Origin of the sequence: Streptomyces sp. HUAS YS2, from assembly GCF_033343995.1 — a bacterium.
GTDB lineage: Bacteria > Actinomycetota > Actinomycetes > Streptomycetales > Streptomycetaceae > Streptomyces > Streptomyces solicathayae.
Map to the genome: position 1 here is coordinate 3,697,777 of NZ_CP137573.1, position 25,358 is coordinate 3,723,134.

Below are 25,358 nucleotides of genomic sequence, written 5' to 3' on the forward strand. Positions count from 1 at the left end.
CGGGGCGCGTCTCGGCAGAGGGCGGGAGGCTCAGCGGCGACGCCGCCGGCCGTCCTCCTCGTCGTCGTGCGGGCCGAGGAGCTCGTCCGCGAGGCTCGGCAGGTCGTCGAGCGGGGTCTCCTCCGCCCAGTCCGAGCGGCGGCGCGGCCGGCCCTGCTCGTCGACCTGCGGCAGCTCGGCGGTCCGGTCGTTGGCACCGTCCGGCCCGGGCCGCTCGTCGCGGAAGAAGTCCTGCGGCACGCGGTCCGCGGGGGCGGCGTCGCTCACGGACGGGAGCACGGCCGTCTCGTCGGCGGCGCGCGGGTCGCGGGCCTCGCGCGGGTCGCGCACCGGCGGGAGGACCGCCGTCTCGTCCACGGCGCGGTCCTCGCCCACCTGCGGCAGCACCGTCGTCTCGTCCTGCGGCCGCACGACCGGCGTCGGCACGGTCTGGGTCACGTCGTCCGGCTTCACCACCGGCGTCGGGACGGTCACCTCGTTCGCCGACACGGTCGCGGCGGCCTCCGCCTCGGCGGCTGCCTTCCGGGCCGCCTCCGCGGCCGCGGCAGCGGCAGCGGCGGCCTGCGCCTCGGCAGCGGCCTTCGCCTTCGCGGCGGCCTCCGCCTCCGCCCGGGCCTTGGCCGCGGCCTCCGCCTCGGCGGCGCGCCGGGCCTCCTCCGCCCGCAGCAGCGCCTCCTCGGCCTTCCGCTGCTTCTCCAGGCGGCGCGCCTCGGCCTCGGCCCGCAGCCGGGCCTCCTCCTCGGCCTGCTTGCGCAGCCGCTCCTGCTCCGCCTGGTGGGCCTTCTCCTCGGCCTCGCGCCGGCGGCGCTCCTCCTCGGCGGCCTGCCGCGCCTCCTCGGCCCTCTGCCGGGCCTCCTCCGCCTGGCGCTCGGCCTCGCGGCGGCGGGCCTCTTCCTCCTCGGCCTTGCGGCGGGCCTCCTCCTCGGCGCGGAGCTTGGCGAGCTGCTCCTGGCGCTCGCGCTCCAGCCGCTCCTCCTCCGCCTTGCGCGCGGCCTCCTCCTCGGCCCGGCGACGAGCGTCCTCCTCGGCCTTGCGGCGCGCTTCCTCCTGGGCCTTCACCTCGGCCTCGGACAGCGGCAGCATCTGGTCGAGCCGGTGGCGCACCACGGTGGTGACCGACTCCGGCTCCTGGCCGGCGTCGACGACGAGGTAGCGCGCGGGGTCGGCGGCGGCGAGGGCGAGGAATCCGGCCCGGACCCGGGAGTGGAACTCGGGCGGCTCGGACTCCAGCCGGTCCGGCGCCTCGGTGAACCGTTCCCGCGCGGTCTCCGGGGAGACGTCGAGCAGCACGGTCAGGTGCGGGACGAGACCACCGGTGGCCCAGCGGTTGATCCGGGCGACCTCGGTCGGCGACAGGTCCCGGCCGGCGCCCTGGTAGGCGACGGACGAGTCGATGTACCGGTCGGAGATGACGATCGCGCCGCGCTCGAGGGCGGGCTTGACCAGCGAGTCGACGTGCTCGGCGCGGTCGGCGGCGTACAGCAGGGCCTCGGCGCGGTGCGACAGGCCGGCACTGGACACGTCGAGCAGGATCGAGCGCAGCCGCTTGCCGATCGGCGTCGCGCCGGGCTCGCGGGTGACGACGACCTCGTGGCCCTTGGCGCGGATCCACTCGGCGAGGGCCTCGGCCTGCGTGGACTTGCCCGCGCCGTCGCCGCCCTCCAGGGCGATGAAGAAGCCGGTCGGGGCCGGGGCCTGGACCGGGTCGGCGCCGCGCAGCGCGTCGCGCAGGTCGCGGCGGAGCGGGACACCGGCGCGGTCGTCGGTCTTGGCGAGGACGATCACGGCGACGGGCAGCAGCAGCGCGCCGACCAGCATGAGCGTGAAGGCGGCGCCGCCGTGCGCGAAGACGAAGTCGCCGGAGCCGAGCCGCTGCCGGCTGATCGCGGCCGCCACGAGCGGCCCGGCGATCGCGCCGAGCGCGATCGCGACCCGGACGACGGCCTGCAGGTGCTCGGTGAACCGGGCCCGCCGGAACTCCTCGCTCTCCTGGTCGATCAGGATGTGCCCGGTGTTCGCGGCGACACCGGCCGCGTACCCGGCGACCGCGGCGATGCCGATGACGGTCGCGGTGTCCGGGACCAGGCCCACGGCCAGCAGCGCGACGCCGGTCAGCGCGATCGCGAGGGCGAGCAGCCGTCGGCGCGAGAGGAGGGTGAGGACGGCCGGGGCGGTGCGGATGCCGACGGCGACCGAGCCGGTCAGCGCGAGGATCAGCAGCGCGAAGGTGGCGGGCCCGCCGCCGAGGTCGACGGCGTGCAGCGCGGCGACGGCCGCGGCGGAGGCGATCGCTCCGGCGACGCTCGCGCAGGCGAGCACGAGCAGCGGGACGGCGCCGGTGCGGCCCTTGTCGGGGCCCTCGCCGGTGGTGGGCCGGCGCAGGCCCTCCAGCGGCGAGCGCGGGCGCGGCGTCTGCCGGTCGGGCAGCTCGATCAGGGCGAGGACGGAGAGCGAGGCGGAGAACAGACCGGCGGCGACGTACGCGCCGAGCGCGGCCTGGTGCTGGTCGAACCACGCGATGCCGGTTCCGAGCAGGTTGCCGATCAGCGTGGCGACGAGCAGCACGGCCGCGGCGGCCGGGACGGCGAGGAAGTCGGTACGCAGCGACAGCCGGCGCAGCGCGTCGAGGTGGTCGGGCAGCGGCCGGACGGCCGCGCCCTCCAGCGGCGGCGCGGGCAGCAGCGCCGGCGCGACGCTCTCCTTGGCGACGGTCCACAGCCGCTCGGCGACGCCGGTGACGAAGACGGTCCCGAGCAGGAACCAGACGGCGCGGTCGGGGACCCAGTCGATCCACAGCGGCGCGACGACGAGCAGCGCGAGCCGGATGCCGTCCGCGGCGATCATGGTCCACCGGCGGTCGAGCGGGCCGCCGGGCCGGGTCAGCGCGGTGAGCGGACCGAGGAGTACGGCTCCGAACAGCACGGTCGCGAGCACCCGTGCCCCGAGCACGGCGGCGACGGCGAAGGCGGCCCCGCGGTATCCGCCGCCGAAGGCGTCCTGGGCGACCGTGGCCTGAAGGACCAGCAGCACCAGAACCAGCAGGGCGAGGGCGTCCCCCGTCCCGCCGACGAGCTGGGCACTCCACAGCCGCCGCAGCGGCTGATTGCGCAGGAGGGCCCGTACGGCACGTTCCCGGGAGTCCGCGACGAGTGCGGCGTCGAAGTCTGGCTGCTCGGCTCGCGTCATCCGCCCAGCCTATCCGGAGCCCCCTGCTCCCCGGACGCCCCACCCGAACATTTGCCTGCCCCGCGCGAAGGGGGCGGGGGCATCGCCCCCGCCCCCTCCCTCACGCCTGGTGGCGGACTACTCGTCCGTCGACGCCTTCGTCGAAGCCGCCGCCTTCTTCGCGGTCGTCTTCTTCGCCGTGGTCGTCTTCTTGGCGGCCGTCGTCGTCTTCTTCGCCGCGGTCTTCTTGGCGGCCGTCGTCTTCTTGGCCGCCGTCTTCTTCGCGGCGGTCTTCTTCGCCGGGGCCTTCTTGGCCGTCTTCTTGGCCGGTCCCTTCGCGCGCTTCTCCGCGAGCAGCTCGTAGCCGCGCTCCGGCGTGATGTCCTCGACGCTGTCGCCGGTCCGGAGCGTCGCGTTCGTCTCGCCGTCCGTCACGTACGGGCCGAAGCGGCCGTCCTTCACGACGACGGGGCGCTCGCTCACCGGGTCCGTGCCCAGCTCCTTCAGCGGCGGCTTGGCCGCCGCCCGGCCACGCTGCTTCGGCTGGGCGTAGATCGCCAGCGCCTCTTCCAGCGTGATCGTGAAGAGCTGGTCCTCGCTGGTCAGCGACCGCGAGTCGGTGCCCTTCTTCAGGTAGGGGCCGTACCGCCCGTTCTGCGCGGTGATCTCGACGCCCTCCGCGTCCGTGCCCACCACGCGCGGCAGCGACATCAGACGCAGCGCGTCCTCCAGCGTCACCGTGTCCAGTGCCATGGACTTGAACAGCGAGGCGGTCCGCGGCTTCACCGCGTTCTTGCCGGTCTTCGGGGTGCCCTCGGGCAGGATCTCCGTGACGTACGGCCCGTACCGGCCGTCCTTCGCGACGATCTGGTTGCCGCTCACCGGGTCCGTGCCCAGCTCGAAGTCGCCGCTCGGCTTCGCCAGCAGTTCCTCCGCGTACTCGACCGTCAGCTCGTCGGGCGCGAGGTCGTCGGGCACGTCGGCGCGCTGGTGCCCCTCGGTCTCCTTCTCGCCGCGCTCGATGTACGGCCCGTACCGGCCGACCCGCAGCACGATGCCGCTGCCGACGGGGAACGAGGAGATCTCCCGGGCGTCGATCGCGCCGAGGTCGGTCACGAGCTCCTTCAGGCCACCGAGGTGGTCCCCGTCGCCGTTCCCGGCCTCCGAGGCCGCACCGGCGGCGTCGCCCTCGCCGAAGTAGAAACGCTTCAGCCACGGCACGGACTGCGCCTCGCCGCGTGCGATGCGGTCGAGGTCGTCCTCCATCTTGGCGGTGAAGTCGTAGTCGACGAGCCGGCCGAAGTGCTTCTCCAGCAGGTTGACCACGGCGAAGCTCAGGAAGGACGGCACGAGCGCCGTGCCCTTCTTGAAGACGTAGCCGCGGTCGAGGATCGTGCCGATGATCGACGCGTACGTCGACGGGCGGCCGATCTCCCGCTCCTCCAGCTCCTTGACCAGCGTGGCCTCGGTGTAGCGGGCCGGCGGCTTGGTCGAGTGACCGTCGGTGGTGATCTCCTCGGCGCGCAGCGCGTCGCCCTCGGCGACCTGCGGCAGGCGGCGCTCGCGGTCGTCGAGCTCGGCGTTCGGGTCGTCCGCGCCCTCGACGTAGGCCTTCATGAAGCCGTGGAAGGTGATCGTCTTGCCGGACGCGGAGAACTCGACGTCCCGGCCGTCGGCGGACCGGCCGCCGATCTTCACGGTGACGGAGTTTCCGGTCGCGTCCTTCATCTGCGAGGCGACGGTGCGCTTCCAGATCAGCTCGTAGAGCCGGAACTGGTCGCCGGTCAGGCCGGTCTCGGCCGGCGTGCGGAAACGATCACCCGAGGGGCGGATCGCCTCGTGCGCCTCCTGGGCGTTCTTGACCTTCCCGGCGTACGTGCGCGGCTTGTCCGGCAGGTAGTCCGCGCCGTAGAGCTGCGTGACCTGAGCCCGGGCCGCGGCGACCGCGGTGTCGGACAGGGTCGTGGAGTCGGTACGCATATAGGTGATGAAGCCGTTCTCGTACAGCTTCTGGGCCACCTGCATGGTCGCCTTCGCTCCGAAGCCGAGCTTGCGCGAGGCCTCCTGCTGGAGCGTGGTCGTACGGAACGGGGCGTACGGCGAGCGGCGGTACGGCTTCGACTCGACCGAGCGCACCGCGAACGCGGTCTCGGCGAGCGCCGCCGCGAGGGCGCGGGCGTTCGCCTCGTCCAGGTGCAGCACCTGACCGGCCGAGGCGGTCTTGAGCTGACCGTCCGCGCCGAAGTCGCGGCCCTGCGCGACGCGCCGGCCGTCGACCGTGTTCAGGCGCGCGACCAGCGACGACGGGTCGGACGGGTCACCGGCGCGGCCGGTGGAGAAGGTGCCGGTGAGGTCCCAGTACTCGGCGGAGCGGAACGCGATGCGCTCGCGCTCGCGCTCGACGACGAGCCGGGTGGCGACGGACTGCACGCGGCCGGCGGACAGCCGCGGCATGACCTTCTTCCACAGGACCGGCGAGACCTCGTAGCCGTAGAGGCGGTCGAGGATGCGGCGGGTCTCCTGGGCGTCCACCATCCGCTTGTTCAGCTCGCGCGGGTTGCGCACGGCGTCCTGGATCGCGTCCTTGGTGATCTCGTGGAAGACCATCCGGTGGACGGGGACCTTGGGCTTCAGGACCTCCAGGAGGTGCCACGCGATGGCCTCGCCCTCGCGGTCCTCATCGGTGGCCAGGAAGAGTTCGTCGGACTCGGCCAGCTGCTCCTTGAGCTTCCTGACCTGCGCCTTCTTGTCGGCGTTGACGACATAGATGGGCTGGAAGTCGTGCTCGACGTCGACGCCGAGCCGACGCACCTCGCCGGTGTACTTCTCCGGCACCTCCGCGGCGCCGTTCGGGAGGTCGCGGATGTGCCCGACGCTCGCCTCGACGACGTAGCCGGGGCCGAGGTAGCCCTTGATCGTCTTCGCCTTGGCAGGCGACTCGACGATGACGAGTCGGCGGCCGCCCTGTGCGGTCTCGCTGGTCGGGGACAACTTCGCTCTTCTCTCCGGTCGACGCTCTGTGAACGTGCGGCGCAGGGTGCGTGGCGCATGTGTGGCCACGGCGTGGCACCTGCTGTCGCTGCGGAGTGTGACGGTACAACCCGCCCCCGTGTCAAACGGCAAAAGCCCGCAACGGCCACTCGAACGGTAACCCGACTCAGGGCATTCCTGCCGCCCGGACCCTGCGTGACATCGAGCGGATCTTGTCCGGACCCCCGGTCGGGGGTGTGCGCCCCGTTCCGTCAGACGCGGCCGAAGCACCACACGCCGAGGGCGAGGAAGATCACGCCGAAGGCGGTGGCGAGCGTCGCCGCCGCGACCGGGCTCACCCCGTGCGCGACCGGTGCCCGGTGCAGCAGCCGCGCCCCCGTCCAGACCATCAGCGCCGCCCCGAACAGCGCGAACGCCGTTCCGGCGAAGATCGCAGGCCCGCTCTCCATGCCCGTACCCCGTTCCCGTGTCCGGTCTCCCCCGAGAGGCCGAGGCTGGCACCTCCGGGCGTCGTGGGCGCGAATTCCGGGTGAACGACGCGGGCCGGTCCGGACGAGTTCACGAATATGGCCGGTACTGAGCGCAACCTTCCGACGTCAGGACGTCACGGCCCGCAGCCCACGAGTCCACGGACGGCCGCGCCGCCCGACAGCGCCGTACGGGTCGACACCGCCTCAGGACGCGCCCGCGCCGCCCGTCGGCTCCAGGAAGCCCTCCTCCACCAGCAGCCGGATCGCCTGCGGCGTGCGGTCCCGCAGCAGCACCGGGTCCTCGCCGGTCAGCTGCCCGATCGCGTCGAGGATCCGGCCCGCGCTGAGCGTGCCGTCGCACACGCCCGCGAACCCGGCCGCCACGTGGTCGACCCGGGTGGCCCGCCGCATCCCGCGGTTCTGCCGCAGCACCACGTGCTCCGGGTCCTCGGCGCCGGGCAGCCCGACCTGCTCCTGCACGATCTCGGGGGCGAGGCGGAACGAATCGGCCAGCAGCGCCGCGTCGTCCCGCGCCCGCAGGTAGTCCTGACGCTCGAAGTGCGCCCGTACGACGTCCCCGAGCGGCTGCTCCACCGCGTGCGGCCACTCCTCGATCACGATCGACGGCTCGACCGCGCCGGACTCGACCGCCGCCGACCTGCGCAGCGTGATCCAGCCGAAGCCGACCGCCTTGGTGCCGCGCGCCTCGAACTCGTCGAGCCAGCCCTCGTACCGACCGGCGTACGCCTCCGGGTCCTCGCGGTGGTCGCCGCTGTCGCGCAGCCACAGCTCGGCGTACTGGGTGATGTCCTGCACCTCGCGCTGCACGATCCAGGCGTCGCAGCCGCGCGGCACCCAGGACCGCAGCCGGTCCTGCCACTGCTCGCCGTCGACGTGCTGCCAGTTGGCGAGGAACTGCGCGAACCCGCCGTCGTTGAGCCGGGCCCCGGCCTGCTGGACGAGCGTGCGGCACAGGTCGTCGCCGCCCATCCCGCCGTCCCGGTAGGTCAGTCGGGCGCCGGGAGAGATGACGAAGGGAGGGTTGGACACGATCAGGTCGTACGTGTCCCCGTCGACCGGCTCGAACAGCGAGCCTTCGAGCAGCGTCGCCTCGTGCACGCCGGACAGCGCGAGGGTCAGCCGGGTGAAGCCCAGGGCGCGGGGGTTGAGGTCGGTGGCGGTCAGCCGCGTCGCGTGCTGGGCCGCGTGCAGCACCTGGATGCCGGAGCCGGTGCCGACGTCGAGCGCGGAGGCGACGGGGGTGCGGACGGTGATGCCGGCGAGCGTGGTGGAGGCGCCGCCGACGCCGAGGACGACGCCCTCGTCCTTCTTGCCGATGCCTCCCGCGCCCCCGACGGCGCAGCCCAGGTCGGAGACGATGAACCAGTCCTGGCCCTCGGGTCCGCCGTACGGCCGTACGTCGACGGCGGCGGCGACCTCGTCGGCGCCGTCCGGGCCGGGGGTCCGCACCAGCCAGCCGTCGGCCAGCGCGTCCTCGAGCGGAAGCGCGGCGGCGGCCCGCTCCGCCGGAACGGGCTTCTGCAGCAGGAAGAGCCGGACGAGGGTCTCCAGCGGGCTGTCGCCCCGGGTGGCGCGCAGCGCGGGCACGGTCTCGCTGCGGGCGAGCGCGGCGTAGGCGGGGGCTCCGAGCAGCTCGAGCAGCCCGTCGGCGGTGAAGTCGGCGGCGAGCAGCGCGTCGCGAAGGAGGCCCGCTCGCGCGGACGTCGGAAGGCCGGGGGTCTGGCTGGTCGTACTCACCACCCCATTGTGACCGGCGCCACCGACAATTCCGCCACCAGGGCGCGGGACGCGACGGGCCCGGGGACACGAGGTCCCCGGGCCCGCTGGCGTGAGAACGGGATTCTCCGGGTCCGTTACGACTTCGCCGAAGCGGAGGGGGACGCCGGCGCGCCGGGCTTGGCGCTCGCGGAGCCCGACGGCTTCGGCGCGGGCGCCGACGGCGTCACCTTCTGGCAGCCCGGCTGCTTGGCCATGGCCGTGCCCAGCTCGCCCGACTGGAGCTTCGCCAGGGCGTCCTGGTCCATCTTCTCGATCTTCTTCAGCCCGTCCGCGACGCCCTGCAGGCCGTCCGCGAACTTCTGCTGGTTGTTCGGGTCGAGCGCGTCGACCTGCTTCTTCAGGTTCTCGTACGCGACGGCGGTGGCGTTGAGCTCCTTCACGGCGTCCGACTGGAGCTTCTCGCCGTTGTCCACCGGCGGCGCGCCCGCGCCCTCGACGGCCTTGGCCAGCGCGCGGTCCGCGTCGGCGATGTCCTGGAAGGCCTTCGAGTCCGCGGCCTGGATGTCGGCGGGCTTGCCGTCCGCGGCCGTCGAGATGATGACCTGCTGGGCGTCGGCCCTCTTCTGGAGCTGGGGCTTGGCCTGGTCGCAGACCGTCTTGGCCCAGGCGTTGACCTTGTCGTCGTTGCCGTCGTCGCTGCAGCCCGACAGCGCCAGCATCAGTACCGCACCGCCGGACAGTGCGGCCGCAAGCTTCTTGTTCACCGGATCGGTCCCTTCCAAGGCTCTCGGCCCCGGAACATACACGCCGATCGGGCGACATCCACCTTTCGTGCGACCGATCCGTATGCCATTGCAGCCATTTGCACCAGACACGAGGGGGCGGACGACACGTCAGAACGCGCCGCCCGCCCACAGTTTGACCAGCTGTTACGAGACCACTGCGGGATCCGCGCTGCTCGACGTGCGCTCGGCGGTGTTGTCCTCGTCACCCATCGCCACGGTGCGTCGCTTGGAGACGTACACCGCGCCGATGATGACGACGATCGCGAGCACCGCGACCAGCGCCCGCATCCCGGGGCTGGCGTCGTCGCCGTAACTGAACTGCACCACGGCGGGTGCGATCAGCAGCGCGACCAGGTTCATCACCTTCAGCAGCGGGTTGATCGCCGGGCCCGCGGTGTCCTTGAACGGGTCGCCGACGGTGTCGCCGATCACCGTGGCGGCGTGGGCGTCGCTGCCCTTGCCGCCGTGGTGCCCGTCCTCGACCAGCTTCTTCGCGTTGTCCCAGGCGCCGCCCGAGTTCGCGAGGAAGACGGCCATCAGCGTGCCGGTGCCGATGGCGCCCGCGAGGTACGAGCCGAGGGCGCCGACACCGAGGCTGAAGCCGACCGCGATCGGCGCCATCACGGCGAGCAGGCCGGGTGTGGCGAGTTCGCGGAGCGCGTCCTTGGTGCAGATGTCGACGACGCGCCCGTACTCCGGCGTCTCGGTGTAGTCCATGATCCCGGGGTGCTCGCGGAACTGCCGGCGCACCTCGAAGACCACCGCGCCGGCGGACCGCGACACCGCGTTGATCGCCAGCCCGGAGAAGAGGAACACCACCGCGGCACCGAGGATCAGGCCGACCAGGTTGTTGGGTTGCGAGATGTCCATCGACAGGTTCATCCCGGAGGCCTTCGCACCGACGTCGGAGACCGCCGCGGCGATCGCGTCCCGGTACGAGCCGAAGAGCGCCGCCGCCGCCAGGACGGCCGTGGCGATGGCGATGCCCTTGGTGATGGCCTTGGTGGTGTTGCCGACGGCGTCGAGGTCGGTGAGGACCTGCGCGCCGGCGCCCTCGACGTCGCCGGACATCTCGGCGATGCCCTGGGCGTTGTCGGAGACCGGGCCGAAGGTGTCCATCGCGACGATGACGCCCACGGTCGTGAGCAGGCCGGTGCCGGCCAGCGCGACCGCGAACAGCGCCAGCATGATCGACGCCCCGCCGAGCAGGAACGCGCCGTACACGGCGAGCCCGATCAGCAGCGCGGTGTAGACCGCGGACTCCAGACCGATGGAGATGCCGGCGAGGACGACGGTGGCGGGCCCGGTGAGCGAGGACTTGCCGATGTCGCGGACCGGGCGCCGGCTGGTCTCGGTGAAGTAGCCGGTGAGCTGCTGGATCAGCGCCGCGAGGACGATGCCGATGGCCACCGCCACCAGGGCGAGGATCCTCGGGTCGCCGCTGTGCGTGAGGATGCTCTCCTCGGTGACTCCCTTGAGGTCCGCGTACGAGGACGGCAGGTAGGCGAAGACGGCCACCGCGACCAGGGCGAGCGAGATCAGCGCGGAGATGAAGAATCCGCGGTTGATCGCGGTCATGCCGCTGCGGTCGGCGCGCCGCGGGGCGACCGCGAAGATGCCGATCATCGCGGTGACCACGCCGATCGCCGGGACGATCAACGGGAAGGCGAGCCCGAGGTCGCCGAAGGCGGCCTTGCCGAGAATGAGCGCGGCGACCAGCGTCACCGCGTACGACTCGAACAGGTCGGCGGCCATGCCCGCGCAGTCGCCCACGTTGTCGCCCACGTTGTCGGCGATCGTGGCGGCGTTGCGGGGGTCGTCCTCCGGGATGCCCTGCTCGACCTTGCCGACCAGGTCGGCGCCGACGTCCGCGGCCTTGGTGAAGATGCCGCCGCCGACACGCATGAACATGGCGATGAGCGCCGCCCCGAGGCCGAAGCCCTCCAGGACCTTGGGCGCGTCCGCCGCGTAGACCAGGACGACGCAGGAGGCGCCGAGCAGGCCGAGGCCGACCGTGAACATGCCGACGACGCCGCCGGTACGGAAAGCGATCTTCATGGCCTTGTGCGCGACGGACGTCAGATCCTTTTCCGGTCCGTCCTCGGCCGGAGTCGCCTCTCGCGCGGCAGCCGCCACGCGTACATTCGCCCGCACCGCGAGCCGCATGCCGATGTATCCGGTGGCCGCCGAGAAAAGCGCACCCACCAGGAAGAACACGGAACGGCCCGCGCGTTGCGACCAGTTGTCGGCCGGCAACAACATCAACAGGAAGAACACCACGACGGCGAAGATCCCGAGAGTGCGCAACTGCCGTGCCAGATACGCATTTGCGCCTTCCTGCACGGCGCCCGCGATCTTCTTCATCGATTCGGTGCCCTCGCCCGCCGCCAGCACCTGACGTACCAGCAGCTGGGCGACGAACAGGGCGGCCAACGCGACGACCGCGATGACGATCACGATGGTTCGGTTCTCGTCGGTGAGTACCGCTGCGGCGAGAGATGTGGGGTGGTCGGACAGGTGTGGATTGAAGAGCCCCGCCATTCGTCCTCCTTGACGCTCAGAGCTCAAGATGTGGACGGATTGTAGGGAGCGGAACCTGATCAAAACAGGGCGCCGCAAATCTCATTGGCCGCTACCTGCACTTCCCCATCAAAAGTAGTAATGGGGCTGGCGCATTGACGCTTGATCAATGAACGGGAGAAATGAAAAGAGGCCCTGCTCGGCAGGGCCTCATTTTCCGTTCGGAACGGGGTGTCTCAGGGCAGCGCGATCGCCGGGTTCGTCGGCCAGCTCATGCGAATGACCCCGCCCCCCTCGCCCGCGCGCACCTCGACGTCGTCGACGAGCCCGCTGATCACGGCGAGACCCATCGAGTCCTCGCCGTCCGCGTCGTCGAAGTCCTCCGCCGGGGCGGAGCCGCGAGCCCCGGGCACCCCCGCCGCGTCCGCGGCGGCGACACCCGCGCCCGGCACCTCGTCGCCGACCTCGATGGAGAACGACTTCTCCTCCTCGGTCAGCACGACGCGGATCGGAGCGGTCACGCCGTTGCTGCGATGCAGCCCGACGGCACGGGAGCACGCCTCACCGACGGCGAGCCTGACCTCGTCGAGGACCGCCTCGTCCACGCCGGCCCGGCGCGCCACCGCGGCCGCCACCAGGCGGGCGGTGCGGACGTGCTCGGGCTGAGCGCTGAAGCGGAGTTCAACGGTGGCCATGCGGTCCCCCTCGGGCGTACGGGCGGGCGGCTCGGAGGACCGAGCCGCCGGCCCGGCACTCCGTAGCGGGTTCTCTGCGCTCTTCCGGCCGATGCCGGCCGACGTCAGTCGGTGGCGTTGACGGCCTCGTCGACCGAGGTGTGGATGGGGAACACCTTGGTCAGACCGGTGATGCGGAAGATCTTGAGAATGCGCTCCTGGTTGCAGACGAGGCGCAGCGAGCCCTCGTGGGCGCGCACACGCTTGAGACCGCCCACGAGCACGCCGAGGCCGGTCGAGTCGAGGAAGTCCACGCCCTCCATGTCGACAACCAGGTGGTAGCTGCCGTCGTTCACCAACTCGACCAACTGCTCGCGCAGCTTGGGCGCGGTATACACATCAATCTCGCCGCCGACCTCGACGACCGTACGGTCGCCGGTGGGTCCAGGCACGTTGCGAGTCGACAGGGACAGGTCCACGGATCCTCCAGCACCTTGCTATCGAGCGGTCGCCCCTTCGGGCTCCCCGGCGGAGCCAGGGGACGGATCGCCAGCCGCGATGGCATTCAATCACTTACCAGCAGCCATGCACGACGCCTTGGGAGCATTGTCCGTCATGCCAGTGACACACTCGGTGCCGATGGCCAAGAATCACCGCCCCAGTCGACCCCCGGAGAGTCGGGGCAATCGCCCCTCTCCCCGCGTGGTCCTCGACCGGCTCACCGCTTCGGAGAGCCGGGCCGCGCGCATCACTCATACGGAGCACTTGCCCCCCAGACCGGGTCGTCATGCAGTCTGGCCGCACTCCATCCGGCCGGAAGTGATCCGCGCCGTCCAGGACGCCGGAATCGAGCACCCCTGGGCCCACCAGGCGGAGGCCGCCGAGCACGCCCTCGACGGCGAGTCCGTGGTGATCGCCACCGGCACCGCCTCCGGCAAGTCCCTGGCCTATCTCGCTCCCGTCCTGTCCACCCTGCTGGACGGCTCCGAGGCCGCGAACGGCCGCGGGACCACCGCGCTCTACCTCGCCCCCACCAAGGCCCTGGCCGCCGACCAGCGCCGCTCCGTGCGCGCGCTGGCGGCTCCGCTCGGCAACCGGATCCGGCCCGCCGTCTACGACGGCGACACCCCGGTCGAGGAGCGCGAGTGGGTCCGGCAGTACGCGAACTACGTGCTCACCAACCCGGACATGCTGCACCGCGGGATCCTGCCCTCCCACCCCAGGTGGTCCTCCTTCCTGCGCTCACTGCGCTACGTCGTGATCGACGAGTGCCACACCTACCGGGGCGTCTTCGGCTCGCACGTCGCCCAGGTCCTGCGCCGGCTGCGCCGCGTCTGCGCCAAGTACGGCGCCGACCCGGTCTTCCTGCTCGCCTCGGCCACGTCCGCCGAGCCCGCCGTGGCCGCCGGCCGGCTGACCGGGCTGCCGGTGACCGAGGTCGCCGACGACGCCTCCCCCCGCGGCGAACTGGTCTTCGCCCTGTGGGAGCCGCCGCTCACCGAGCTGCACGGCGAGCAGGGCGCCCCGGTCCGCCGCACCGCCATCGCCGAGACCGCCGACCTCCTCACCGACCTGACCGTGCAGGGCGTCCGCACGGTCGCCTTCGTCCGCTCCCGGCGGGGCGCGGAACTGATCTCGGTCATCGCCCAGGAACGGCTCGCCGAGGTGGACCGCTCCCTGGCCCGCCGGGTCGCCGCCTACCGCGGCGGCTACCTCCCCGAGGAGCGCCGCGCCCTGGAGCAGGCCCTGCACTCCGGCGAGCTCCTGGGCCTGGCCGCGACCACCGCCCTGGAGCTGGGCATCGACGTCTCCGGCCTGGACGCCGTGGTCATCGCCGGCTACCCCGGCACCCGGGCCTCCCTGTGGCAGCAGGCCGGGCGGGCGGGCCGTTCCGGCGAGGGCGCCCTCGCCGTCCTGGTCGCCCGCGACGACCCGCTGGACACCTACCTGGTCCACCACCCGGAGGCCCTGTTCCGACAGCCGGTCGAGTCGACCGTCCTGGACCCCGACAACCCCTACGTCCTCGCCCCCCATCTGTGCGCCGCCGCCTCCGAGCTGCCGCTCACCGAAGCGGACCTGAACCTGTTCGGCCCCGCCGCGCCCGGCCTGATGCCCCAGCTGGAGGCCGCCGGACTGCTCCGTCGGCGCTCCTCCGGCTGGTACTGGACCCGCCGCGAGCGGGCCGCCGACCTCACCGACATCCGGGGCGGGGGCGGCAGCCCCGTCCAGATCGTCGAGGCCGGCACCGGCCGCCTGCTCGGCACGGTCGACGAGGCCGCCTCGCACGCCGCCGTCCACGACGGCGCCGTCCACCTCCACCAGGGCCGTACGTACCTGGTGAAGCACCTGGACCTTCAGGACCCCGACGGTCCCGTGGCCCTGGTCGAGCAGGCGAACCCGCCGTACTCGACGGTCGCCCGCGACACCACCTCCATCTCCGTCCTGGAGACCGACACGGAGATCCCCTGGGGAGCCGGCCGCCTCTGCTACGGCTCCGTCGAGGTCACCAACCAGGTCGTCTCCTTCCTCCGCCGCCGTCTGATCACCGGCGAGGTCCTCGGCGAGACCAAGCTCGACCTGCCGCCCCGCACCCTGCGCACCCGGGCCGTGTGGTGGACGGTCACCGAGGACCAGCTGGACGCCGCCCGGATCAACCCGGAGATCCTCGGTGGGGCCCTGCACGCCGCCGAGCACGCGTCCATCGGCATGCTGCCGCTGTTCGCCACCTGCGACCGCTGGGACATCGGCGGCGTCTCCGTCCCGCTCCACCCGGACACCCTGCTGCCGACGGTCTTCGTGTACGACGGCCATCCGGGTGGCGCGGGCTTCGCCGAGCGGGCCTTCCACACCGCCCGCGCCTGGCTGGCCGCCACCCGCGAGGCCATCGCCGCCTGCGAGTGCGAGGCCGGCTGCCCGTCCTGCATCCAGTCGCCCAAGTGCGGCAACGGCAACGATCCGCTGCACAAGCGCGGCGCGGTGCGGCTCCTCACGGAGCTCCTGCGGGAGGCACCGGAACCGGCGGTCCCGGAACGGGAAGCCCCGGAGCCGGCACGGCCGCCGGAGGCCCCGCCCGCGACCTGACCTGCGGCGCGTACGGCCCGAAGCGCGCCCGCGCGGTCACGTCGGCGATGTCGGCGCGCAGCGAGCACCGCACGAGCACGGCGCCCTGCGCCTCGGCCACCCGGACCGCCGTGTCACAGGCGGCCTCCTCGCCCCACAGCGCCCGGTCCGCGGCGGCCAGCGCGGCCAGGTCGGCGGCCCCGCCCGCCCGGTGCCGGGCGGCGACCGCCTGGCCGAGCAGCAGTACCGCCCCGAACACCGCGCACAGCGCGCAGGCCGCGATCGCGGTCCACACCGTCGCCAGTCCCCGGTCGCCCCTCATGGCTCCACCCCCACGGTGTCCTCGGCAAGGGCGGCGGCCTCGGCGCCCAGGGTGAGCCCCAGGCCGCCCGGCCCGGGCGCGGGCGCCCGGACGATCACCCGCCACAGTTCGCCCGAGCGGGTGAGTGAGACCTCGGCCCCGTCCGGCGCGGCCTCCCGCGCCACGGCCTCCGCCCTCGCCACCGGCTCCGACCGGGCGGCTGCCCGGGCCCCCGCCCGCGCCGCGTCCACGCACTGGATCTGCGCGGCGGCCGCGCCCAGCGCCCAGACCAGGGCGGCGGCGAAAGCGACCAGCGCGGGCAGCGCCGTCGCCGCCTCCGCGGTCACCATCCCCCGGTCGCGGACCCGGGGAGCCCGGACGGCCACGCGGGTGTCGGGCACGCGGGTGTCGGGCGCCCGGATGTCAGAAACTCGCATCGAGTGCCTTCCCGATGACCGACTCCAGCGCCTTGGAGACGGAGCCGCTCTTGATGATCTTGTAGAGCACCGCCGCGAAGGCCGCCGCCGCGATCGTGCCCACCGCGTACTCGGCCGTCGCCATCCCCCGCTCCGACCGCTCCCGGAGCGCCTCCAGCCGACTCCTCAGCCGGCTCCAGCCTCGCCTGTTCATGCCAACCCCCATGTGTGTGTTCCGATGTGTCGATCCGTCGTGATGTGTCGTGTACGTCGAGCCGCGGCTTCCGGCCGCGGTCATCTCCTCAGGAGGCCGGTCGCGAGCCCGATCACGACCGGGGCAACCCCCAGCGCCAGGAAGGCGGGCAGGAAGCACAGCCCGACCGGCGCGGTGATCAGCACCTGGGCCCGCTGGGCCCGGGTCTCGGCCTCCCGGGCGCGTGCCTCCCTCAGCCCGGCCGCCAGCCGCGAGACCGCCTCCGCGGCGGGCGCGCCCGAGGAGCCGGCCCGTTCCAGGCAACGGGCGAGGCCCTCGGCGCCCGGTATCGCGCCGAACCTCCGCCACACCTCGGCCGGTTCGCCGCCGAGTCTCAGCTCGGCCGCCGTCCGCAGCAGCGCCGCGCCCACGGGGCCGTCCAGCGACCGCCCGACCGCCTCGGCCGCCTGTCCGGGCCCCGCTCCCGAGGAGACGCAGGCCGCCAGGAGATCGGCCGCGAGCGGGAGTTGCCGCGCGGCTTCCTGTTCCTCCCCGGCCGGGAACCGGCGCTCCCGCCACCGCCGCACCCCGTACCCGGCACCGATCCCCACCAGGCACCCCGTCGCCCCGCCGATCAGCACGTAGCAAGCCAGGACCGCCCCCAGCGGCACCAGCCAGGGCCGCAGCCCTTCGGGGCAGCCCGGGCGCCACCGTCGGCTCCGCTCGCACTCCGCCGCCAGCAGCTCCGCGACCCGCCGCCGCGTCCGGCGTTCGTGGCGCCACCTCGCCACGGAGTATCCGGCCCACACCAGCGCGCCCAGGGCGCCGCCCACCGCCCCCAGCCTGTGGAGGAGTTCCTCCGCCGACCCGGTCATGCCGCCTCCCCCTTGCGCACGATCCACGTCGCCCACCGCAGCCCCGCGCCCTCCAGGAGCAATCCGGTCACGAGGCAGGCCAGTCCGGCCGGTGTGTGGAGCAGCACCCGCAGCGGACTCGCGCCCATCGCGGTCCCGAGCAGTAGCCCGGCCACGGGCAGTACCGCGAGCACCGCCACCGTCGCCCAGGTCCCCGCGAGCCGGGCGCGCAGCGCCTCGCGCCGGTCCCTGACCTCGCGCAGCGCGCCCTCCAGCCGGTCGAGCCCGGCCGCCAGGCCCGCGCCCCCGTCCACCGCGACCTGCCAGCACGCCGCCAGCCCGGCCAGCCCGTCCGCCCCGCCCTGTCCCGCCGCCCTCCGCAGCGCTCCGGCCACGTCACCGCCGAACCGGGCCGCCGCGAGGACCGCCGCCTCGTCCGGGCCCAGTGCGCCCGTAGAGCCGGCGGCGAAGCACAGCGCCGGTCCGGGCTGGCGCCCCGCCCGCAGCTCGCCCGCGAGCGTGCCGCACAGCGCGACGACCGCGTCGGCCCGCTCCTCCCGCTCCTTCCCGAGCCGCGCCGCCCGCAGGCTGCGCCCGGCCAACGGCACCGCGACCGCTCCCGCGACCAGCGGCAGCGGCGAACCTCCGAGCATGGCCACCAGCCCCGCCGCGACCAGGCAGAACCACTCCGGCCGCGCCCTCAGCGCCGCCCGCCACCGTTCCACGGCACCGGCCCCGCTCGGCGGCGCCGCCACGACGCCCCCGCCCGCGAGCACCAGCCGGGCCCTGCGCAGGCCCCGTCGGCGCCCGTCCACGACCAACCACGCCGCCGCCACCGCGCACCCGAACGCCGCCGCCAGGAAGGGCACCTGCTGCCCCGTCAGCACCCCGCACCCCCGATCAGCGCCCGCAGCCGCTCCCAGCCCCGCTCGTGGACGAATCCGTCCCTGCCCCACCTGAGCGCGGGCACGGTCACGACCAGCCCCGCCGCGTCCCGCTCCAGGACGTGCGCCTCGGCGATCCGCCGCCGCCCCTCCCCGTCCCGTACGACATGGAGGACCACCGACAGCGCCGCGCCCAACTGGCTGTGCAGTGCCACCCGGTCGAGCCCGGCCGGGGTCCCGAGGGCCTCCAGCCGGGCCGGCACGTCCGCGGCCGTGTTGGCGTGCACCGTCCCGCAGCCGCTGTGGCCCGTGTTGAGCGCGGCGAGCAGGTCCACGGCCTCCGCACCGCGCACCTCGCCGACCACGAGCCGGTCCGGCCGCATCCGCAGCGCCTGCCGCACGAGGTCCCGCAGGGTCACCAGTCCCGCGCCCTCCTGGTTCGCGGGCCGCGCCTCCAGCCGCACCACGTGCGGGTGGTCGGGGCGCAGCTCCGCCGAGTCCTCGGCCAGGACGATCCGCTCGCGCGGGCCGACGAGGCCGAGCAGCGCCGCGAGCAGGGTCGTCTTGCCCGAGCCCGTACCTCCGCTGATCAGGAACGAGACCCCGCCCGCGATCAGCGCGCGCAGCACCCGCTCGCCGTCCGGCGGGACCGTGCCCGCGGCGGACAGCTCGGCCAGGGTGAACGCGCGGGGGCGCACCACCCGGAGCGACAGACAGGCCGAGCCGACCGCGACGGGCGGCAGCACCGCGTGCATCCGGGTGCCGTCGGGCAGCCGGGCGTCCACCCAGGGCCGGGCGTCGTCCAGCCGCCGCCCGGCGACGGCGGCGAGCCGCTGGGCCAGCCGGCGCACCGCCTCGGCGTCGGAGAAGGACACGGCGGCCCGTTCGAGGCCCGATCCGCGGTCCACCCACACCTGGTCGGGGGCCGACACCAGCACGTCGGTCACCGACGGGTCGGCGAGCAGCGGCTCGAGCGGCCCGGTGCCGACGAGTTCGCAGCGCAACTCCTCTGCCGCGCCGAGGACTTCCGCGTCGCCGAGCAGTCGGCCCTGCGCGCGCAGCGCGGCCGCCACCCGGGCCGGCGTCGGCTCTGCGCCGCTCTCCGCGAGCCTCCGGCGCACCGCTTCGAGCAGCCGCGCACCGCTCTGTGGGCCGAGGACCGCCGGGGCGCTCACGAGACGCCGTCCGGGGCGAGGGCCTGCTCCCAGAACGCCTTGCAGAACCGGGCCAGCGGCCCGCGCACCGCCGCCCCGGGCGGCAGCCCGGCGTCCTGCGCCGCCGACAACCGTGGATCCAGCGGCAGTTCACCGGCGAGCGGAAGTCGCAGCGCGTCCGCGACCCACTGCTCGTCGAGCCCGGCCGCGTACGGGCCGCGCACCACTGCGCGCAGGTCCCGCAGCACCATGCCGACGAGCGAGGCGACCCGGCCCGCAGCCGCGACGGCGCGCAGTTCGCCGGGGACGACGAGCAGGCCGAGGTCGAGCTGGGCGAGCGCCTCCGTCGCCGCCTCGTCGATCCGCCGCGGCAGGTCCACGACGACCACGCCGCCGCGCCTGCGCCCCGCCGCGAGCACCGACCGCATGGCTTCGGGAGGTACGAGCACCGAGTCGCCGCGGTCCCAGCTCAGCACCCGCAGCCCGCGCACCGCCGGCAGTGACTCCTCCAACGCCCCGCCGGCCACCCGGCCCTTCGAGGCGGCGAAGTCCGGCCAGCGCCGCCCTTCGGCGCGCTCGCCGCCGAGCAGCACGTCCAGTCCGCCGCCGAGCGGGTCGCCGTCGACGAGCAGCGTGCGCCGGCCCGCGCGGGCGGCGGCCAGCGCCAACCCGCAGGCCAGCGTGGACGCGCCGGCCCCGCCGCTGCCGCCGATGACGCCGACGGTCAGGGCCTGGCGCCCCACGCCCTCGGCGGCGTCGGCGATCCGGTCGACCAGCCAGCCCTCGGCGTCCGGGAGCCGCAACACGCAGTCCGCGCCGATCTCCACCGCCCGCCGCCACACGTCGGCGTCGTCCTGGTCGTGGCCGACCAGCACAACGCCCTGCCGGCGCGTCGCACCCCGGCAGCGCGCTGCCGCGTCGTCGCCGACCAGGACGAGCGGCGCCTCGTCCCAGCTCGGGCGGTGTTCGGGCACCGCGTGATGCACCTCGGGCTCGGCCCCGGCGGCGGCGCACAGCCGCAGCAGGTCGTCGAGCAGCGCCACGTCCTCGGTCACGATCAGCGGTCCGGCCCGCCGCCCCTCGACGGCTCGCGTCCGCTCGGCCGTGATGGATCCGCTCATGGTCCACGCCCCCTCGTCGCCGTGATCCCCTCCCGCTTCGACCGCGCGGGGCGAGATCCGTGATTCCTGTCGTCCGCGAACTTCGCGGCAGGAATCACGGTGGAGCGATCCCGGAAATAAAGTGGATCTTGCTCAAAAACTGTGGATAACTCGCCGGTTGTGAATATCCCCGTCGCCCATACCAGCGACTTCCGGAGCGCATCGCCACGACTACACTGAGTGACGAAAGCAGAGATGCGGACCGCCGCCCGCGCGCGGCGGAGAGGAGGGCGTCATGGGCGGGTGCGACACCGGAAAACGCGTCCGGACATGCGACGACCCCCGCCGGGGGGGAGAGCGGGGGTCGTCTCTCCGGCCGACTCGGGGGGGGAGGAGCCGGACCGGGTTAGCACGGTCGCGAACGATCCGTGACTTCCATGGTGTACCCGAGAGCCTTCTCAGGCAAACCCACGCGCCCCTGGGTGCCCCGAATGGCGGGCACCTATGCTCAGGCTCGTGGAAAACCACTCGTTGCCGCGCACAGCCGCCTTCTTTGACCTGGACAAGACGGTCATTGCGAAGTCGTCGACGCTGACCTTCAGCAAGTCCTTCTACCAAGGCGGACTGATCAGCCGCCGTGCCGCCCTGCGGACCGCGTACATCCAGTTCGTCTTCCTCGTGGGCGGCGCCGACCACGATCAGATGGAGCGGATGCGCGAGTACCTCTCGGCGCTCTGCAAGGGCTGGAACGTCTCACAGGTCAAGCAACTCGTCGCCGAGACCCTGCACGACCTGATCGACCCGATCATCTACGATGAGGCCGCCTCGCTGATCGAGGAGCACCACGCCGCCGGCCGGGACGTGGTGATCGTCTCGACCTCCGGCGTCGAGGTGGTCGAGCCGATCGGCGAGATGCTCGGCGCCGACCGGGTCGTCGCCACCCGGATGGTCGTCGGCGACGACGGCTGCTTCACAGGGGAGGTGGAGTACTACGCCTACGGCCCTACCAAGGCGGAGGCGATCCGGGAGCTCGCGGAGTCGGAGGGGTACGACCTCTCGCGCTGCTACGCGTACAGCGACTCGGCGACCGACGTCCCCATGCTGGAGTCCGTCGGCCACCCGTACGCCGTCAACCCGGACCGCGCGCTGCGCCGCGAGGCGACCGCCCGGGACTGGCCGGTCCTCGTCTTCAACCGACCCGTTCGACTCAAGCAGCGGCTCCCGGAATTCCGGATGCCGCCGCGCCCGACACTGCTCGCCGCGGCAGCCGTCGGAGCGGCCGTCGCCACCGCCGGACTGGTCTGGTACGCCAGTCGACGCCGCCAGGCGAACCGAATCGGACACTTTGTCCAGATTTGAGGCGAAAGGCAAAGAAGTGCAGCTAAGGGGTTCCGCTTCCCATTCGGGAGAGGTACAAAGGAATCAGGCCCGCGAGACCTAGGACATCCGAGAGGATCACCTGTTGAGCATGAAGGCCCCACGGACCTGAGCACGAAAGCTTGGCACCCACGCGACGTCGACCCGTCGATTACGGGCCAGCCGCACCAGGCGTAGGGCAAAGTCCCCGCCTGATGGGCACATATCGAGGACGCTTGGTAACTGGGCAGACGTGCCAGCGGCGGTACCAGAAGTTGGTACCGCCGCAACCCTGTTCAGGGGCTTTCACCCAAAGCCGGTCAGGCCGCGCCGCGCTGCAGCGCCTCGCAGACCGCCGTCGACTCCCTGACCCCCAGCTCGACCGAGCGCCCGCAGTGCGCGATCCACGCGGCCACACCCTCCGGAGTCCCGGAGAGGTAGCCCTCGAAGGCCGCGACATACGCCGCCCGCCCCTGCTCCGCGTGGCCGACCTCCGCCGGGCAGATCGCCTTCGGGTCCAGGCCGCTGCCGACCAGCACGATCCGCTCCGCGGTCCGCGCGATCAGCCCGTTGTACGAGGTGAACGGGCGCAGCGCCAGCAGCTCGCCGTGCACCACGGCCGCCGTCACCAGCGCCGGGGCCTCTCCGCCCGCGATGATCAGCCGGGAGAGCCCGTCAAGACGGCCCTCCACCTCCTCCGCGCCGGGCAGCGGGGCCTCGATCAGCGGCTCGTCCACCGCCTCGCCGTCATGGCGCGGGCGTCCGGTCGAGTCGGTCGGCTCGCCGGCGGCGACGAGGTGCAGCCGGGCCAGCACCCGCAGCGGCGACTGGCGCCAGATGGACAGCAGCTGCCCGGCCTCGGAGCCGAGGCGCAGCGCGGCGCCGACGGTCCTGGCCTCCGGGTCGCCGCCGAAGTCGGTGCGCCGGCGCACCTCCTCCAGCGCCCAGTCGGCGCCGGACAGCGCCGCGGAGCCGCGCGCGCCGCGCAGCGCCGCCTCGCCGGTGATCTCGCTGCTGCGGCGCCGCATGATGCGGTGCCCGTAGACCCGGTCGACGGCCTTGCGTACGGAGTCCACCGAGTCGGCGACGCCCGGCAGGGAGCCGAGGGCGGCCAGGGGGTCAGAGGCGTGCGTACTCATAAGTAGCGAGGCTACGCGCCCAAGGGCCGCACCCCACCTTGGAGTGGTCTTCTTCACGCACCTTGACCACATGAAGCGACGATGCGACTACGCTAGGTGAACATGAAGATCGCTTTCGTAGGGAAGGGCGGCAGCGGCAAGACGACGCTGTCCTCGCTCTTCGTCCGCCATCTCGCCGCGAACGAGGCGCCCGTCGTCGCGGTGGACGCGGACATCAACCAGCACCTCGGCGCCGCGCTCGGGCTCGACGAGACGGAGACGGCCGCGCTGCCCGCGATGGGTGCGCATCTGCCCCTGATCAAGGAGTACCTGCGGGGCGCGAACCCGCGGATCGCCTCCGCCGACACGATGATCAAGACGACTCCGCCGGGCCGGGGCTCGCGCCTGCTCCGGGTCCGCGAGGACAACCCGGTGTACGACGCCTGCGCCCGCACTGTCCGGCTGGACGACGGCGACATCCGGCTGATGGCGACGGGTCCGTTCACCGAGTCGGACCTCGGGGTGGCCTGTTACCACTCGAAGGTCGGCGCGGTGGAGCTGTGCCTGAACCATCTGGTGGACGGGCCGGACGAGTACGTCGTCGTCGACATGACGGCCGGGTCGGACTCCTTCGCGTCCGGCATGTTCACCCGCTTCGACATGACGTTCCTGGTCGCCGAGCCGACCCGCAAGGGCGTGTCCGTGTACCGCCAGTACAAGGAGTACGCGCGGGACTTCGGCGTCGCGCTCAAGGTCGTCGGCAACAAGGTCCAGGGGCCGGACGACCTGGACTTCCTGCGCGAGGAGGTCGGCGACGACCTGCTGGTGACGGTCGGCCACTCGAACTGGGTCCGCGCGATGGAGAAGGGCCGGCCGTCCCGGTTCGAACTCCTGGAGGCGGACAACCGGATGGCCCTCCAGGCCCTGCAGGACGCGGCGGACGACTCGTACGCCCACCGCGACTGGGAGCGCTACACCCGCCAGATGGTCCACTTCCACCTGAGAAACGCCGAGAGCTGGGGCAACGCCAAGACCGGCGCCGACCTGGCGGCCCAGGTCGACCCCGGGTTCGTGCTCGACGAACAGCTCGCCGTACCACTGCCCGGCTGACGATGCCCACGATCGGCGGACGGAGTCCGGCGCAGCGCGCCGAAGCCCGGGAGGCGCCCCCGGCGCCGAGCGGTGCGAGGGCCGCGGGAGAGACGCAGCCCGGGGTCGGCCTGGCGGCGCAGGTCGACCCCGGGTTCATGCTGGGCGAGGAGGTCAGCGCTCCTCAGCCCGCTTGACCGCGGGCGCCGGGGCCGCGGGGGCGGCGGCGAAGGACTGCCAGCCGCCCTGCGGGGCCTGACCGACCTTCAGACTGCGGAACTTCTCCAGGGCGGCGGGGTCCTGGGCGTCCAGCCAGTCGGCGAGCTGCCGGAACGAGACGCAGTGGACGTCCTGCTTCGTGCAGACCGTCGCGATCGTCTCCTCGATGGCACGCATGTACGTGCCGCCGTTCCAGGACTCGAAGTGGTTGCCGATGATCAGCGGGGCGCGGTTGCCCTCGTACGCGCGGTCGAAGGCCTGGACGAGGCCGTCACGCATCTGGTTGCCCCAGTACGTGTGCTGCGAGGAGTCGCCCTGGGTCCTCGTGCCGGACTGGTTGACCATGAAGTTGTAGTCCATGGACAGCGTCTCGAAGGCCCGCCCCGGCATCGGTACGAGCTGCATCGACAGGTCCCACAGCCCCTGGTCCTTCTTGGGCCAGACCTGGTTGTTGACGCCGCTGGTGTCGTAGCGGAAGCCCAGTTGGCTCGCCGCCCGGACGAAGTTCTTGCGCCCCTCCAGACAGGGGGTGCGCGCGCCGACCAATTCCTTGTCGTAGTCGAACGGGAGCGGCTGCTCCGCGGTCAGGCCGGCGTTCGTCCGCCAGTTCTTCACGAACGACTTCGCCTGGGCGATCTCGCTCTTCCAGTCCTCCACCGACCAGTTGCCGACACCACTCTCCGGGCCGCAGAAATGTCCGTTGAAGTGCGTGCCGACCTCGTTGCCCTCCTGCCAGGCGCCGCGCAGCTCACGGACTGTGTCGCGGATTCCCTCGGTGTCGTTGAAGCCGATGTCGGAGCGGCCGGCCGCGTGCTGCGGCGGGTTGTAGAGCTTCGACTTTCCCTCCGGAAGCAGGTAGACCCCGCTGAGGAAGTACGTCATCTTCGCGTTGTACTTCTTGCCGACGGCCCGGAAGTGGGAGAAGAGCTTCTGACTGTCCTCGCCGGCGCCGTCCCAGGAGAACACCACGAACTGCGGTGGCTTCTCGCCGGGCTTGAGGCGCTTCCATGTCGGCTGGAGCGGCTGGGCTCCGGTGTACGCCGTGGAGCCGTCGCCGATGAGGCGTACCGCGCTCTTCGGGGGCGCGGCTCCGGGGGCGCCCTTCTCGACGGCCGCTCCGCCTCGCGCGCCCTTGGGCGGGGCGTCGGCACCCTGGCCTGAGCAGCCGGCAAGTCCGGCGACCAGCGCCACGGCGACCGCGCCGGTGGCGAGACTTCCCCTGCGGACCGTGGTCCTTCTCCCGGCGACTGTCATCGCCCACCTCTCCTC

Annotated in this window: 20 protein-coding genes; 3 read left to right on the top strand and 17 right to left on the bottom strand. The window is 73.1% G+C overall.

The genetic code is table 11. The annotated features are described in order from the left end of the window. Window positions 1-30 precede the first annotated feature (30 nt). The 8 genes from tmk to R2D22_RS16895 all read right to left on the bottom strand — a co-directional run bounded on the left by tmk (window position 31) and on the right by R2D22_RS16895 (window position 12,824). On the bottom strand, window positions 31-3,186 hold the full coding sequence (gene tmk, locus R2D22_RS16860; protein ID WP_318104414.1) for a dTMP kinase: 3,156 nt from the start codon (window positions 3,184-3,186) through the stop codon (window positions 31-33). Window positions 3,187-3,303: 117 nt separating this feature from the next. Then, entirely contained in the window at window positions 3,304-6,156 is a 2,853-nt protein-coding gene (topA, locus tag R2D22_RS16865; RefSeq protein WP_318104416.1) for a type I DNA topoisomerase, read from the bottom strand. A 251-nt stretch (window positions 6,157-6,407) separates the two neighbouring features. Then, a complete protein-coding gene (locus R2D22_RS16870; RefSeq protein ID WP_318104419.1) occupies window positions 6,408-6,605 on the bottom strand; it encodes a hypothetical protein in 198 nt (65 codons plus the stop codon). Between the two features lie 225 nt (window positions 6,606-6,830). Then, a complete protein-coding gene (locus R2D22_RS16875) occupies window positions 6,831-8,384 on the bottom strand; it encodes a class I SAM-dependent methyltransferase (RefSeq protein WP_318104420.1) in 1,554 nt (517 codons plus the stop codon). A gap of 116 nt (window positions 8,385-8,500) precedes the next feature. Continuing rightward, window positions 8,501-9,130: a small secreted protein gene (locus R2D22_RS16880; RefSeq protein WP_318104421.1), complete on the bottom strand. Its 630-nt coding sequence runs from the start codon at window positions 9,128-9,130 to the stop codon at window positions 8,501-8,503. A 165-nt stretch (window positions 9,131-9,295) separates the two neighbouring features. Next, on the bottom strand, window positions 9,296-11,692 hold the full coding sequence (locus R2D22_RS16885; protein ID WP_318104425.1) for a sodium-translocating pyrophosphatase: 2,397 nt from the start codon (window positions 11,690-11,692) through the stop codon (window positions 9,296-9,298). Between the two features lie 215 nt (window positions 11,693-11,907). Then, window positions 11,908-12,366, bottom strand: coding sequence for an ATP-binding protein (locus tag R2D22_RS16890; RefSeq protein WP_318104426.1), 459 nt, complete (start codon window positions 12,364-12,366; stop codon window positions 11,908-11,910). Between the two features lie 104 nt (window positions 12,367-12,470). Further along, the gene (locus R2D22_RS16895; RefSeq protein WP_318104428.1) at window positions 12,471-12,824 is read right to left on the bottom strand and encodes an STAS domain-containing protein; all 354 of its coding nucleotides are present in this window, start codon (window positions 12,822-12,824) and stop codon (window positions 12,471-12,473) included. Between the two features lie 79 nt (window positions 12,825-12,903). Between R2D22_RS16895 and R2D22_RS16900 the strand changes: the two genes are divergently transcribed. After that, window positions 12,904-15,426 (top strand): DEAD/DEAH box helicase, encoded by a 2,523-nt coding sequence (locus tag R2D22_RS16900; protein WP_318104429.1) that lies wholly within the window; start codon window positions 12,904-12,906, stop codon window positions 15,424-15,426. Here the strand turns inward: R2D22_RS16900 and R2D22_RS16905 are convergent. From R2D22_RS16905 to ssd, 7 genes are all read right to left on the bottom strand, one after another. Then, window positions 15,332-15,727, bottom strand: a complete 396-nt coding sequence (locus tag R2D22_RS16905; RefSeq protein WP_318104431.1) for an Rv3654c family TadE-like protein — start codon at window positions 15,725-15,727, stop codon at window positions 15,332-15,334. The genes R2D22_RS16900 and R2D22_RS16905 overlap by 95 nt on opposite strands. Next, window positions 15,724-16,143, bottom strand: a complete 420-nt coding sequence (locus tag R2D22_RS16910) for a TadE family type IV pilus minor pilin (RefSeq protein WP_411977030.1) — start codon at window positions 16,141-16,143, stop codon at window positions 15,724-15,726. The genes R2D22_RS16905 and R2D22_RS16910 overlap by 4 nt, the downstream gene beginning before the upstream one ends. Next, complete coding sequence (locus R2D22_RS16915) at window positions 16,130-16,336, bottom strand: DUF4244 domain-containing protein (RefSeq protein WP_318104432.1); 207 nt, start codon at window positions 16,334-16,336, stop codon at window positions 16,130-16,132. Before R2D22_RS16915 ends, R2D22_RS16910 begins: the two co-directional genes overlap by 14 nt. Window positions 16,337-16,416: 80 nt before the next feature. Then, a complete protein-coding gene (locus R2D22_RS16920) occupies window positions 16,417-17,190 on the bottom strand; it encodes a type II secretion system F family protein (RefSeq protein ID WP_318104434.1) in 774 nt (257 codons plus the stop codon). Further along, window positions 17,187-18,056 carry a type II secretion system F family protein gene (locus tag R2D22_RS16925; RefSeq protein WP_318104436.1) on the bottom strand — a complete coding sequence of 290 codons (870 nt, stop codon included), beginning with the start codon at window positions 18,054-18,056 and terminating at the stop codon, window positions 17,187-17,189. Before R2D22_RS16925 ends, R2D22_RS16920 begins: the two co-directional genes overlap by 4 nt. Next, window positions 18,050-19,228, bottom strand: a complete 1,179-nt coding sequence (locus R2D22_RS16930) for a TadA family conjugal transfer-associated ATPase (protein WP_318104437.1) — start codon at window positions 19,226-19,228, stop codon at window positions 18,050-18,052. Before R2D22_RS16930 ends, R2D22_RS16925 begins: the two co-directional genes overlap by 7 nt. Then, window positions 19,225-20,328 carry a septum site-determining protein Ssd gene (gene ssd, locus R2D22_RS16935; RefSeq protein WP_318104439.1) on the bottom strand — a complete coding sequence of 368 codons (1,104 nt, stop codon included), beginning with the start codon at window positions 20,326-20,328 and terminating at the stop codon, window positions 19,225-19,227. Before ssd ends, R2D22_RS16930 begins: the two co-directional genes overlap by 4 nt. A 483-nt stretch (window positions 20,329-20,811) precedes the next feature. On the opposite strand from ssd, the gene R2D22_RS16940 reads away from it, so the two are divergent. Then, complete coding sequence (locus R2D22_RS16940; protein ID WP_318104442.1) at window positions 20,812-21,666, top strand: HAD family hydrolase; 855 nt, start codon at window positions 20,812-20,814, stop codon at window positions 21,664-21,666. A gap of 317 nt (window positions 21,667-21,983) precedes the next feature. Here R2D22_RS16940 and R2D22_RS16945 read toward each other — a convergent pair whose 3' ends face one another. After that, entirely contained in the window at window positions 21,984-22,802 is an 819-nt protein-coding gene (locus R2D22_RS16945; RefSeq protein ID WP_318104444.1) for a Fic family protein, read from the bottom strand. Window positions 22,803-22,904: 102 nt separating this feature from the next. Here R2D22_RS16945 and R2D22_RS16950 point away from each other — a divergent pair, with 102 nt between their 5' ends. Further along, window positions 22,905-23,891, top strand: a complete 987-nt coding sequence (locus tag R2D22_RS16950; protein WP_318104445.1) for an ATP-binding protein — start codon at window positions 22,905-22,907, stop codon at window positions 23,889-23,891. Between the two features lie 153 nt (window positions 23,892-24,044). Here R2D22_RS16950 and R2D22_RS16955 read toward each other — a convergent pair whose 3' ends face one another. Next, complete coding sequence (locus R2D22_RS16955; protein WP_318104446.1) at window positions 24,045-25,343, bottom strand: polysaccharide deacetylase family protein; 1,299 nt, start codon at window positions 25,341-25,343, stop codon at window positions 24,045-24,047. Window positions 25,344-25,358: the final 15 nt, after the last annotated feature.

Bases quoted from the DNA above. Each gene is read 5' to 3' on its own strand.
- tmk (WP_318104414.1), bottom strand. From the start codon at position 3,186: ATGACGCGAGCCGAGCAGCCAGACTTCGACGCCGCACTCGTCGCGGAC.
- R2D22_RS16870 (WP_318104419.1), bottom strand. From the start codon at position 6,605: ATGGAGAGCGGGCCTGCGATCTTCGCCGGAACGGCGTTCGCGCTGTTC.
- R2D22_RS16885 (WP_318104425.1), bottom strand. From the start codon at position 11,692: ATGGCGGGGCTCTTCAATCCACACCTGTCCGACCACCCCACATCTCTC.
- R2D22_RS16890 (WP_318104426.1), bottom strand. From the start codon at position 12,366: ATGGCCACCGTTGAACTCCGCTTCAGCGCTCAGCCCGAGCACGTCCGC.
- R2D22_RS16900 (WP_318104429.1), top strand. From the start codon at position 12,904: ATGGCATTCAATCACTTACCAGCAGCCATGCACGACGCCTTGGGAGCA.
- R2D22_RS16905 (WP_318104431.1), bottom strand. From the start codon at position 15,727: ATGAGGGGCGACCGGGGACTGGCGACGGTGTGGACCGCGATCGCGGCC.
- R2D22_RS16910 (WP_411977030.1), bottom strand. From the start codon at position 16,143: ATGCGAGTTTCTGACATCCGGGCGCCCGACACCCGCGTGCCCGACACC.
- R2D22_RS16915 (WP_318104432.1), bottom strand. From the start codon at position 16,336: ATGAACAGGCGAGGCTGGAGCCGGCTGAGGAGTCGGCTGGAGGCGCTC.
- R2D22_RS16920 (WP_318104434.1), bottom strand. From the start codon at position 17,190: ATGACCGGGTCGGCGGAGGAACTCCTCCACAGGCTGGGGGCGGTGGGC.
- ssd (WP_318104439.1), bottom strand. From the start codon at position 20,328: ATGAGCGGATCCATCACGGCCGAGCGGACGCGAGCCGTCGAGGGGCGG.
- R2D22_RS16940 (WP_318104442.1), top strand. From the start codon at position 20,812: ATGCTCAGGCTCGTGGAAAACCACTCGTTGCCGCGCACAGCCGCCTTC.
- R2D22_RS16945 (WP_318104444.1), bottom strand. From the start codon at position 22,802: ATGAGTACGCACGCCTCTGACCCCCTGGCCGCCCTCGGCTCCCTGCCG.
- R2D22_RS16950 (WP_318104445.1), top strand. From the start codon at position 22,905: ATGAAGATCGCTTTCGTAGGGAAGGGCGGCAGCGGCAAGACGACGCTG.
- R2D22_RS16955 (WP_318104446.1), bottom strand. From the start codon at position 25,343: ATGACAGTCGCCGGGAGAAGGACCACGGTCCGCAGGGGAAGTCTCGCC.